General features: G+C 68.5%; 10 protein-coding genes. 7 read left to right on the top strand and 3 right to left on the bottom strand.

Annotated elements, in window-relative coordinates; translation table 11 throughout:
* Positions 1 to 32 precede the first annotated feature (32 nt).
* From OG289_RS11790 to OG289_RS11780, 3 genes are all read left to right on the top strand, one after another.
* The gene (locus tag OG289_RS11790) at positions 33 to 731 is read left to right on the top strand and encodes an HAD family hydrolase (protein WP_327313957.1); all 699 of its coding nucleotides are present in this window, start codon (positions 33 to 35) and stop codon (positions 729 to 731) included.
* A gap of 478 nt (positions 732 to 1,209) precedes the next feature.
* On the top strand, positions 1,210 to 2,817 hold the full coding sequence (locus OG289_RS11785; RefSeq protein WP_327313956.1) for an ABC transporter substrate-binding protein: 1,608 nt from the start codon (positions 1,210 to 1,212) through the stop codon (positions 2,815 to 2,817).
* Positions 2,818 to 2,888: 71 nt separating this feature from the next.
* Positions 2,889 to 4,472, top strand: coding sequence for an ABC transporter substrate-binding protein (locus OG289_RS11780; RefSeq protein WP_327313955.1), 1,584 nt, complete (start codon positions 2,889 to 2,891; stop codon positions 4,470 to 4,472).
* A 60-nt stretch (positions 4,473 to 4,532) separates the two neighbouring features.
* Here the strand turns inward: OG289_RS11780 and OG289_RS11775 are convergent, their stop codons facing one another.
* Both OG289_RS11775 and OG289_RS11770 read right to left on the bottom strand, forming a co-directional pair.
* The gene (locus OG289_RS11775) at positions 4,533 to 5,204 is read right to left on the bottom strand and encodes a response regulator (protein WP_030381534.1); all 672 of its coding nucleotides are present in this window, start codon (positions 5,202 to 5,204) and stop codon (positions 4,533 to 4,535) included.
* Between the two features lie 14 nt (positions 5,205 to 5,218).
* On the bottom strand, positions 5,219 to 6,181 hold the full coding sequence (locus tag OG289_RS11770) for a RecB family exonuclease (RefSeq protein WP_327313954.1): 963 nt from the start codon (positions 6,179 to 6,181) through the stop codon (positions 5,219 to 5,221).
* Between the two features lie 186 nt (positions 6,182 to 6,367).
* Between OG289_RS11770 and OG289_RS11765 the strand changes: the two genes are divergently transcribed.
* From OG289_RS11765 to OG289_RS11755, 3 genes are all read left to right on the top strand, one after another.
* Positions 6,368 to 7,903 (top strand): site-2 protease family protein, encoded by a 1,536-nt coding sequence (locus OG289_RS11765; protein WP_327313953.1) that lies wholly within the window; start codon positions 6,368 to 6,370, stop codon positions 7,901 to 7,903.
* Between the two features lie 52 nt (positions 7,904 to 7,955).
* Positions 7,956 to 8,858, top strand: coding sequence for a tRNA (adenine-N1)-methyltransferase (locus tag OG289_RS11760; protein ID WP_327313952.1), 903 nt, complete (start codon positions 7,956 to 7,958; stop codon positions 8,856 to 8,858).
* 219 nt (positions 8,859 to 9,077) lie between these two features.
* The gene (locus OG289_RS11755) at positions 9,078 to 9,650 is read left to right on the top strand and encodes a hypothetical protein (RefSeq protein WP_327313951.1); all 573 of its coding nucleotides are present in this window, start codon (positions 9,078 to 9,080) and stop codon (positions 9,648 to 9,650) included.
* Positions 9,651 to 9,707: 57 nt separating this feature from the next.
* Here the strand turns inward: OG289_RS11755 and OG289_RS11750 are convergent, their stop codons facing one another.
* A complete protein-coding gene (locus tag OG289_RS11750) occupies positions 9,708 to 10,013 on the bottom strand; it encodes a ferredoxin (protein ID WP_327313950.1) in 306 nt (101 codons plus the stop codon).
* Positions 10,014 to 10,256: 243 nt separating this feature from the next.
* Between OG289_RS11750 and arc the strand changes: the two genes are divergently transcribed.
* Positions 10,257 to 12,023 (top strand): proteasome ATPase, encoded by a 1,767-nt coding sequence (gene arc / locus OG289_RS11745; protein WP_327313949.1) that lies wholly within the window; start codon positions 10,257 to 10,259, stop codon positions 12,021 to 12,023.
* The last annotated feature ends 31 nt before the right edge of the window (positions 12,024 to 12,054 follow it).

The raw sequence follows: 12,054 nt of genomic DNA, 5'->3' as shown, positions 1-12,054 counted from the left end.
CCGGCCTGCTCGTCCCTCAAGGAGGTACGTGGATGACCAGCACGGTTCCCGCGCCAGTAACCCGCACGGCCGAGGGCTCAGCCCTGCAGGCCGTGTTCCTCGACATGGACGGCACCCTGGTGGACACCGAGGGCTTCTGGTGGGACGTCGAGGTCGACATCTTCGCCGGACTCGGTCACACCCTCGACGACTCCTGGCGCCATGTGGTGGTCGGCGGTCCGATGAGCCGCAGTGCCGGGTTCCTGATCGAGGCGACCGGGGCCGACATCACCCTCGGCGACCTGACCGTCCTGCTCAACGAGGGGTTCGAGGACCGCATCACCCGCGCCCTGCCCCTGATGCCGGGAGCCGCCCGGCTGCTGGCCGAACTGGCCGAGCACGAGGTCCCCACGGCCCTCGTCTCCGCCTCCCACCGGCGCATCATCGACCGCGTCCTCACCTCGCTCGGCGCCGAGTTCTTCCGGCTGAGCGTGGCCGGCGACGAGGTCCCGCGCACCAAGCCGTACCCGGACCCCTACCTGTTCGCCGCCGCAGGACTGGGTGTGGACCCGGTCAGATGCGCCGTCGTCGAGGACACCGCGACCGGGGTCGCCTCGGCGGAGGCGGCGGGCTGCCACGTGGTCGCCGTGCCCTCCGTGGCACCCATCGCGCCGTCCGCGCGACGCACCGTCGTCCCCTCGCTGGAACAGGTCGACCTGTCTTTTCTGCGTGGCCTGATGCCGCTCCGATGATCGCCACGACGATCATTGGAGAGCGGTCGATGACGGAAATGCGAGAGAGTGTTCACCCAGCGTGCACCGCCGATAACAAGGAATTCGGCGGGTGTGCGTGCGGGGGAATTCGGATCTCCATCGGCGCCTCCGCGATGGTCGAATTCCAGCCCACCTCAACCCCGTCAAACATGTGACGTTCCCCACCCGGCCGGGGGTCGACAGATGACTCTCCGTGTGCATCCAGGCCCCGTTCGACGGGCCCGGGGGCGTCCTTGTGTCCCGATTGGTTATTCACTGTACGAATCCTTCCGCTGACGGTTGTTCAGCGTGTCCGCGGCCGGTTTCGCTGCGTGATGGGCTTTCAACTCCGGTGGCCGCGAACCCTCGTGCTGGTGCGGACTAATCTCGTCGCGAGAACATCGCCCTAACCCCGTGATCCGCCGCGACACCCCTGCATGCCGGATACACGGACCGACAGCTCTGGAGAAACTCGAGCATGAACCGCAAGACTTTGGTGCTGCCGGCCGTGGTCGGTCTTCTCGCGCCCGTGCTCGCCGCCTGCGGCGCGTCCGACAGCGGGAGCGGCGGCGGCGACGCCATCGTCGTCGGCACCACCGACCGGTTCACCGTCACCAAGGACGCCCCGGCGCCGCTCGACCCGGCGTACTCCTACGACGTCGGCACCTGGAACATCCTGCGCCAGACCGTGCAGACCCTGATGATCCAGCCCAAGGGCGAGGGCGACCCCGTCCCGGAGGCGGCCCAGAGCTGTAGCTTCACCGACAGCGGCAACGAGCGCTACGCCTGCAAGCTGCGCAGCGGACTGAAGTTCGCCAACGGCGACGCCATCACCGCGGAGGACGTCAAGTTCTCCATCGAGCGTGCCCGCGCCATCAAGGCCGACTCCGACGTGTTCGCCCTGCTGTCCACCATCGACACCATCGAAACGCAGGGCGACAACGAAGTCATCTTCCACCTCAAGACCGCCGACGCCACTTTCCCCTTCAAGCTGTCGACCCCGGTCGCCGGCATCGTCAACCCCGACGACTACGAGAAGGGCAAGCTGCGCGACGGCTTCGCGGTCGACGGCTCCGGCCCCTACATCCTCAAGGCCGAGACCGACGGCGACGAGATGACCAAGGCCGTGTTCACCAAGAACCCCAACTACAAGGGGACGCTGAAGGTGAACAACGACGAGGTCGACATGGTCTCCTACAAGGACGCCGACGCCATGGGAACCGCCCTCGAAAAGGGCGACATCGACCTCATGACCCGCACCATGTCGCCGGCGCAGATCCAGAAGCTCTCCGAGGGCTCCGCCAGCGGGGACATCGACATGGTCGAACTCAGCGGCCTCGAGATCCGCTACCTGGCCTTCAACACCACCGCCCCGACGGTCAAGTCCAAGGCCGTGCGCCAGGCGATGGCCCAGGTCATCAACCGCGGCGAGCTCATCTCCAAGGTGTACGGCTCCCAGGCCGAGCCCCTCTACTCGCTGGTGCCGGCGACGCTCACGGGCCACTCCAACTCGTTCTTCAACATCTACGGCGACCCGAACGTCGGCAAGGCCAAGGCCCTGCTGGCCGACGCGGACATCACCACCCCGGTGAAGCTGACGCTGAACTACACGACCGACCACTACGGCCCGGCCACCAAGCAGGAGTTCGAGACGCTGCAGAAGCAGCTGAACGACAGCGGCCTGTTCGACGTCACCATCAAGGGCACCAGCTGGGACACGTTCGTCCCGGCCGAGCGCAAGGGCGAGTACGCCGTCTACGGCATGGGCTGGTTCCCCGACTTCCCCGACGCCGACAACTTCGTCGCGCCGTTCCTCGACAAGGACAACTTCCTCAAGTCGCCGTACGCCAACAGCGACATCATCAACGACCTGATCCCGGCCTCCCGCCGCGAGGCCGACCGCCTCAGCGCCGCCGAGAGCCTGACGAAGATCCAGGACACCGTCGCCAGGGACGTTCCGATCCTGCCGCTGTGGCAGGGCAAGCAGTACGTCGCCGCCAACAACGACGTCACGGGCACGGCCTACGCACTGAACTCCTCTGCGACCCTGCAGCTGTGGGAGCTCGGCCGAGGCACCAGCAACTGACCGAGCTCCAGACGGTCCGGGGCCCGGGACGGCGGCCCCGGTGTGACGAGAACCGACGACAAAGGCACTTCGTGAACATGCGCAACCAGTGGCCGGTCCTGCCGATCGTGGCGGGACTGGCCTCCGGCCTGTTGACCGGCTGCGGCACCCAGAGCGGGGGTTCCGGAGGCGATGCCCCCTCCGTGGTCCTGGGGACGTCCGACGACGTCCTCGCCACGGACCCCGCCTCCGGCTACGACCCCGGCTCCTGGCTGTTGTTCAACAACGTCTTCCAGTCACTGCTGAGTTTCCCCAAGGGCGGCACGGAACCCGAGCCGGACGCGGCCAAGGAGTGCTCCTTCACCGACGCGTTGACCCAGGTCTACACGTGCACCCTGAAGGACGGCCTGAAGTTCAGCAACGGCGACGCGCTCACCTCCGAGGACGTCAAGTTCTCCTTCGACCGCATGCTGAAGATCAATAACGACGCCGGCCCGGCGATCATGTTCCCCATGCTCGACAAGGTCGAGACACCTGACGCCAAGACCGTCGTCTTCAACCTGAAGGTCGCCGACGCCACCTTCCCCAGCAAGATCGCCTCGGGTGCCGGCTCCATCGTCGACCACAAGGAGTACGACGCCGACGCCCTGCGCGAGGACGGCGGCGCCGTCGGCTCCGGCCCCTACAAGCTGGACTCCTTCGGTGACGACGAGGCCGTCTTCTCCGTCAACGAGAACTACCGGGGAACCGCCGGCGACGCCCAGAACACCGGCGTCACCCTGAAGTTCTTCAGCGGCGACCAGAAGGGCCTCAAGCAGGCCCTGCTCGACGGCGACGTCGACATCGCCTACCGGGGCCTCACCGCCGCCGACATCTCCGACATCCAGCAGAGCACCGACAACGCGGGCGCCGAGGTCGTCGAGGGCAGCAGCGCCGAGGTCCAGCACCTCGTCTTCAACATGGCCGACCCCGTCGCCGGAAAGCTCGGCGTCCGCCAGGCCATCGCCCACCTGATCGACCGCGAAGCCCTCATCAAGGACGTCTACCAGGGGACCGCCGACCCCCTCTACTCGATCGTCCCGGCCGGCATCACGGGCCACAACACCGCCTTCTTCGACCGCTACGGGGCCCGCCCCTCCCAGGCCAAGGCCGCCGCCGCGCTCGCCGACGAGGGCATCACCGGCAAGGTGAAGCTCACCCTCTGGTCCACCCCGTCCCGCTACGGCCCCGCCACCGACCAGGAACTGACGGCCATCGCGGCCCAGCTCAACGCCAGCGGCCTGTTCGACGCCGACGTCAAGTCCGTCGCCTACGACAGGTACGAGAAGGACATCGCCGCCGGCAAGTACGGCGTCTACGTCAAGGGCTGGGTGCCCGACTACCCGGACGCCGACAACTTCACCTCGCCCTTCTTCGGCAAGGGCAACGTGCTCGGCAACAACTACACCAACAACGCCATCACCGGCACGCTCGTCCCGCGCACCGCCGCCCAGAGCGACCGCACCGCCACCAGCACGGACTTCGCCGAGATCCAGGACCTCGTCGCCGAACAACTGCCCGTCCTGCCCATCTGGCAGGCCAAGCAGTACGCGGTCGTCGGCGAGAACGTCTACGGTCTGGAGAACTGCCTGGACGCCTCCACGGTGTTCCGCTTCTGGGAACTCAGCAAGGGCTGACAGCCGTACGCAACAGGGCGCCCCTCCCACCAGGAGGGGCGCCCTGCTCCGTACCGTGGCCTACTGCGCGCCGGGACGCACCAGACCGCTCTCGTACGCGTACACCGCGGCCTGCACCCGGTCGCGCAGCCCCAGCTTCGTCAGCACATGCCCCACATGCGTCTTCACCGTCGTCTCGCTGACGAACAGGTCGGCGGCGATCTCCGCGTTCGACAGCCCCCGCGCCACCAGCTTCAGCACCTCCACCTCACGGTCGGTGAGGGTGTGCAGCGTGTCCGGCACCGGCTCGTCGCCCGACGGCAGATGCGTGGCGTACTTGTCCAGCAGCCGACGCGTGATGCTCGGCGCCAGCATGGCCTCACCGGCCGCAACCACCCGGATCGCCTGCACCAGCTCGTTGGCCGGCGCGTCCTTCAGCAGGAACCCGCTGGCCCCGGCCCGCAGCGCCTCCACCACGTACTCATCGAGATCGAAGGTCGTCAGCACCAGCACCTTCGCCGGACCGTCCCGCCCCGGACCGGTGATCTGCCGGGTCGCCTCCACCCCGTCCATCCGCGGCATACGGATGTCCATCAGCACCACGTCGGGCTGCAAAGCCCGCACTTGATCGAGCGCCTGCAGGCCGTCTCCGGCCTCGCCGACGACCGCGATGTCCTGCTCGGCCTCCAGAATCATCCGGAAGCCCGTGCGCAGCAGCGGCTGGTCATCGACCAGTAGGACGCGGACGGCCACGTAAGTCTCCTTCTCTAGCCCGGCCCCATTCTGCCCTGCGCCCCGCCCTCGGACTCGGCCGCCCTCACCGGCAGCGTCACCGGAAGCGGATACGGCGGGGGAGTGCCCCCGAACTCCGGACAGTGCGCCTGGTGGTCGCACCAGCCGCACAACTTGGTCGGCCGCGGCCGCCACTCACCCGTCTGCGTCGCCAGCCGGATCGCCTCCCACAGCGCGAGCAACTTGCGCTCGACCCGCTCCAGATCGGCGAGGACGGGATCGTAGGTCAGCACATCCCCACTGCCGAGATAGACGAGTTGGAGCCGCCGCGGAATCACGTTCTTCAGCCGCCACACCACCAGGGCGTAGAACTTCATCTGGAACAGCGCACTCTCGGCATACTCCGCCCGGGGAGCCTTGCCCGTCTTGTAGTCGACGATCCGCACCTCACCGGTGGGCGCCACATCGACCCGGTCGATGATCCCGCGCAACCGCAGCCCCGACTCCAGCTCAGCCTCGACGAACAGCTCCCGCTCGGCGGGCTCCAGCCGCGTCGGATCCTCCAGCGTGAACCAGCGCTCCACCAGCCCCTCCGCCTCCGCCAGCCAGCCCGCGAGCCGCTCACCCTCCGGATCGTCGGCGAACAGCTCCCCGACCTCCGGCCGCGTCTCCCGCAGCCGGTCCCACTGGCCCGGAACGAGCGACTTGGCCCGCGGCGCGGTCCGCTCGGCCGCCGGAGCGTCGAACAACCGCTCCAGGACCGCGTGCACCAGCGTCCCCTTCGTCGCGGCCGGGCTCGGCTTCTCCGGCAGCCGGTCGATCACCCGGAACCGGTACAGCAGCGGGCACTGCATGAAATCGCCGGCCCGCGAGGGAGACAGCGAGGCGGGCGCCACGGCGACCGCCGCCGCCACCGCCTCCGGCACGGCCGCCCCCGCCGAATCCTCCACCACACCTCCGTCGCCCGCCGGGACGACGTTCTCGCTGCTGCTCTCCATGCCCCAGACCATACGGCCCACCACTGACAGTCACCCAGCCGCGCGCCCCACCACACCCCGAACAGCGGCGACGAGCTGGGAAACACGGGGGGTGCCGGGGCGGAACGCGTCGCGACCGCCGCATACCATCGGTCCCAGACCCTCCCGCCCGGCACGAGCGGGAGACGCTTCGATCGAGGGGACACCGTGGTGGAAAGCGGCGGGAGCGGGCGGCCGCGGCCGGACAGCGAACAGTCGGCCGAGCACCCCGCCACACCTGCGTCCCCGGCCGCCGACCTCGCACAGACCCCGGTCGCACGGGAGCCCGAGAACGGCCCGAGGACCGGAGAGGCGTCGGGGGAGCCCTCCGCCGAGCACGAGCCCACCGCCACGGCGGAGCCGAGCGAGCCCACACCCGACGACGAAAGCGGCACGGGTGGTACCGGTGGTTCCGGTGGTACGAGCAGTACCGGTGGTACCGGTGATGCGGGTGGGAACAAGGCACCGGCCGAAGCCGAAGACGAGGCCGGACGACCCGTACCCCCCACCCCGACCCTTCCCAAGGGCCCTCCGCCTCCGCGGCCCCCGGAGCAGCCCCGCGGCGGCCTCCTCATGGGCCGTCCCTTCGGCGTACCGGTCTACGTCGCTCCCAGCTGGTTCCTCGTGGCCGCCCTCATCACCTGGGTCTTCGGCGGCCAGCTCGACCGCGTCCTCCCCGAACTCGGCGCCGCCCGCTACCTGGTCTCCCTCTTCTTCGCCGTCGCCTTCTACGCCTCCGTACTCATCCACGAACTCGCCCACACCATCGCCGCCCTCCGCTTCAAACTCCCGGTCCGCCGTATCCAGCTCCAGTTCTTCGGCGGCGTCTCCGAGATCGAGAAGGAAGCCGAGACCCCCGGCCGCGAGTTCTGGCTGGCCTTCGTCGGCCCGCTGCTCTCCCTCGCCCTCTCCGGCCTCTTCTACCTCGCCATGCAGCCCGTCGAACCCGGCACCGTCCCCGGCGTCCTGCTGGCCGGCCTGATGATCTCCAACCTCATCGTGGCGGTCTTCAACCTCCTCCCCGGCCTCCCTCTCGACGGCGGCCGCATGCTCCGCGCCGTCGTCTGGAAGATCACCGGCAAACCCATGAGCGGCACCATCGCCGCCGCCTGGGTCGGCCGCGCCCTCGCCGTCTCCGTCCTCATCGGCCTCCCCCTCCTCACCCAGACCGGCGCCCTCGGCTCCAGCGCCGAGGACAGCGTCGGCATGGACACCGTCACCGACGCCCTGCTCGCCGCCATCCTCGCCGCCATCATCTGGACCGGCGCCGGCAACAGCCTGCGCATGGCCCGCCTGCGCGAACACCTCCCCGAACTGCGCGCCCGCACCCTCACCCGCCGCGCCGTCCCCGTGGAGACCGACACCCCCCTCTCCGAAGCCCTGCGCCGCGCCAACGACGCCGGCGCCCGCGCCCTCGTCGTCGTCGACGCCCACGGCGAACCCCTCTCCCTCGTCCGCGAGGCCGCCATCGTCGGCGTACCAGAACACCGCCGCCCCTGGGTCGCCGTCAGCGGCCTCGCCCAGGACCTCACCGACGGCATGCGCGTCTCCGCGGAACTCGCCGGCGAGGACCTCCTCGACGTCCTGCGCGCCACCCCGGCCACCGAGTACCTCGTCGTCGAGGAGACCGGCGAGATCTTCGGCGTCCTGTCCGCCGCCGACGTCGAGCGCGCCTTCGTCAAAGCCATGGCCAGGCCGTCCTAGCCGGGCCCACGCAGTGGTCGGCGGCCCCGGCAAACCCCGGTAGGCTGTTCACATGTCCGAACCGACCGGTGCCGCCCGCAGGCGCGGGCCCTTCAAGGTCGGGGACCAGGTTCAGCTGACCGACCCCAAGGGCCGCCACTACACGTTCACGCTCGAAGCCGGGAAGAACTTCCACACCCACAAGGGTTCCTTCCCGCACGACGAACTGATCGGCGCACCCGAGGGCAGCGTTGTCCGCACCACCGGGAACGTCGCCTACCTCGCGCTGCGCCCCCTGCTCCCCGACTACGTCCTGTCCATGCCCCGCGGGGCCGCCGTCGTCTACCCGAAGGACGCGGGGCAGATCCTCGCCTTCGCCGACATCTTCCCCGGCGCACGCGTCGTCGAAGCCGGCGTCGGCTCGGGCTCGCTCAGCAGCTTCCTGCTGCGCGCCATCGGCGACCAGGGCATGCTGCACAGCTACGAGCGCCGCGAGGACTTCGCCGAGATCGCGCAGCAGAACGTCGAGCGCTACTTCGGCGGCCCGCACCCCGCCTGGCAGCTCACCGTCGGCGACCTCCAGGACAACCTGAGCGACACCGACGTCGACCGCGTCATCCTCGACATGCTCGCCCCCTGGGAATGCCTCGAGGCCGTCTCCAAGGCACTCGTCCCCGGCGGCATCCTCTGCTGCTACGTCGCGACCACCACCCAGCTCGCCCGGACTGTCGAGTCCATCCGCGAGATCGGCTCCTTCAACGAGCCGACCGCCTGGGAAACGATGATCCGCAACTGGCACATCGAGGGCCTCGCCGTCCGACCCGACCACCGCATGATCGGCCACACCGGCTTCCTCCTCACCGCCCGCCGCCTCGCCGACGGCGTCGAGCCCCCCATGCGCCGACGCCGCCCCGCCAAGGGCGCCTACGGCGACGACTACGCCGGCCCCAACGCCGACGGAGGCAGCGGCCGCTGACCCGGCCCCCGCACCACGCCCAACGACAAGGCGCCGTGGTCGAGTTCCCGCGACACACCCGGAACTCGACCACGGCGCCTTCCCGTTGACACCCGCCCTCACGCCCCACCCCGACGTCCGATATCCCGCACCCCGCCGTTCCCCCACCCTGTGACGTGTGGCACGATGCTGGCCAATCCCCCACCCCCACCGGCACAGCCACCACAGGAGACACTCCTAGTGCAGCACTCCGCCGTCCCGGAACTGGCACACACCCACGCCCGGCCGATCCACTGGGTCGCGACCGCCACCGCCCTCGCCGGCGTCATCGCGCTCTCCTCGCTCCTGCAACCCAAACCCGCGACCGCCGCCCAGGCCACCGGCACCGACGCCAAACCCGCCACCACCACGGCCCCCGCCACCACCGGCGTCGACTTCCCCCTCGAATGCGGCCCCGTACAGGCCCTCGTGGTCAAGAAAGCCACCGGCGACCTCGATGGCGACGGCACCCCCGAAACCGTCGTCGTCGTTCACTGCGACGCCGCCATGGGTACCCCGCCCGACGGCGTCTACGTCCTCACCCACAGCGCCGACCGCACCCACGCCCGCGTGGTCGCCACCCTCGTCGACCCCAAGGACCGCACCACCGTCACGAGCCTGTCCGTCACCGACGGAGCCGTCCTCGCCACACTCCTCGGCTACTCCACGGCGGACGTACCCAGTTGCTGCCCCGACCTGAAGGACAGCGCCAAGTGGCAGTGGAAGGACAACACGTTCATCCGGTCGACGCCCGCCGGCGCCCACAGCGTCTGAAATCAGCCACCGGCTCTGTGAGAAATCAGACAGTCGTCACAGCGCGCACCCGGTCACTCACTCCGCGTCCGGACCGAAGACCTCGACCCTGTCCGAAACTCGCCGCACATGAATACAGTCGCCCGGACACTCCCGCGCCGAGTCCACCACGTCGGTCAACAGCGGCAACGGCACCGGCGCCGTGGCCCCCTTGGCCTGCAGAAGCTCGTCGTCCGCGCTCTTGACATAAGCCAGACCGTCGATGTCCAGCTCGAACACCTCCGGCGCGTACTGAGCGCAGATCCCGTCACCGGTACAGAGATCCTGATCGATCCAGACCTCCAGCGCCTCGCCGCCTGCACCGGCCTCCTGCTGCACGCCCATAACTCCTGCCGTTTACTGTCGAGCCGCAAGGGAACGATGCAGGCTCTGACGGGTGTTGAACACTTCGACCCTACCCTCGGCCGCTTCCCAATCATGTTCGGTGGGTATTCCCCTGGCGTGAGGGAGAGCGCAAGGGTGAAGATCGGACACACCCCGACAGTCTTTGTGATCTAGGGGTTTCAATCGACACCCACCCAGGTAGGGTCTGGAAGCGTCCAGCTCCCCTTGGAGGAGGTGAGGACCGTGGCAGCCCACGACGACGACATGAACCGCGGCATCCGCCCGGGACGAGGGTCCGACGACCCGTCCGGGCAGATTGCCTACCTTGAGCAGGAGATCGCCGTCCTGCGACGCAAGCTCGCCGACTCTCCGCGACACACGAGGATTCTCGAAGAGCGGATCGTCGAGCTGCAGACCAACCTGGCCGGCGTGTCCGCCCAGAACGAGCGACTCGCCAACACACTCCGTGAGGCCCGCGACCAGATCGTGGCCCTCAAGGAAGAAGTCGACCGGCTCGCACAGCCGCCGGCCGGCTTCGGTGTCTTCCTCACGGCGAACGAGGACGGCACGGCCGACATCTTCACCGGAGGCCGCAAACTCCGCGTGAACGTCAGCCCCAGCGTCGAGCTCGACGAGCTCCGACGCGGCCAGGAAGTCATGCTCAACGAAGCGCTCAACGTGGTCGAGGCCATGGAGTACGAGCGCGTCGGGGACATCGTCACCCTCAAGGAGATCCTCGAGGACGGCGAACGAGCCCTCGTGCTCGGGCACACCGACGAGGAACGGGTGGTCAGGCTCGCCGAGCCGCTGCTGGACGTCACCATCCGCCCCGGCGACGCCCTCCTGCTCGAACCCCGCTCCGGCTACGTCTACGAGATCGTCCCCAAGAGCGAGGTCGAGGAACTCGTCCTCGAAGAGGTCCCCGACATCGGCTACGAGCAGATCGGTGGCCTCGGCGGACAGATCGAGATGATCCGCGACGCCGTCGAGCTCCCCTACCTCTACCCCGACCTCTTCAAGGAGCACGAGCTCCGCCCACCCAAGGGCGTCCTGCTCTACGGGCCCCCCGGATGCGGCAAGACGCTCATCGCCAAGGCCGTCGCCAACTCGCTGGCCAAAAAGGTTGCCGAAGTCACCGGCCAGGCCACCGGCAAGAGCTTCTTCCTCAACATCAAGGGCCCCGAGCTCCTCAACAAGTACGTCGGCGAGACCGAGCGCCAGATCCGCCTCGTCTTCCAGCGAGCCAGGGAGAAGGCCTCCGAGGGCACCCCCGTCATCGTCTTCTTCGACGAGATGGAATCCCTCTTCCGCACCCGCGGCTCCGGCGTCAGCTCGGACGTGGAGAACACCATCGTCCCGCAGCTTCTCGCCGAGATCGACGGCGTCGAAGGCCTGCAGAACGTGGTCGTCATCGGCGCCTCCAACCGCGAGGACATGATCGACCCCGCCATCCTGCGCCCCGGCCGCCTCGACGTGAAGATCAAGATCGAGCGCCCGGACGCCGAAGCTGCCAAGGACATCTTCCAGAAGTACCTCACCGAACGCCTCCCCCTGCACTCCGAGGACGTGGGCGAACACGGCGGCGACAAGACCACCACCGTCCAGAGCATGATCCAGACGGCAGTGGAACACATGTACGCCGAATCCGAGGAAAACCGCTTCCTGGAAGTCACCTACGCCAACGGCGACAAGGAAGTCCTCTACTTCAAGGACTTCAACTCCGGCGCAATGATCGAAAACATCGTCGGCCGCGCCAAGAAAATGGCCATCAAGGACTTCCTCGACCACAACCAGAAGGGCCTGCGCGTCTCCCACCTCCTCCAGGCATGCGTGGACGAGTTCAAGGAGAATGAGGACCTGCCCAACACCACCAACCCCGACGACTGGGCCCGGATCTCCGGAAAGAAGGGCGAACGGATCGTCTACATCCGTACCCTCATCACCGGAAAGCAGGGCGCGGACACCGGACGCTCCATCGACACGGTGGCGAACACCGGACAGTACCTGTAAAGACAGGGCGGCTGCGGGTGCCCACCACGGG

Origin of the sequence: Streptomyces sp. NBC_01235 (assembly GCF_035989285.1) — a bacterium.
In the GTDB taxonomy this organism is placed as follows: Bacteria; Actinomycetota; Actinomycetes; order Streptomycetales; family Streptomycetaceae; genus Streptomyces.
Note: the sequence above shows the minus strand (reverse complement) of the source record. Positions and strands in the feature narration are given on the sequence as shown.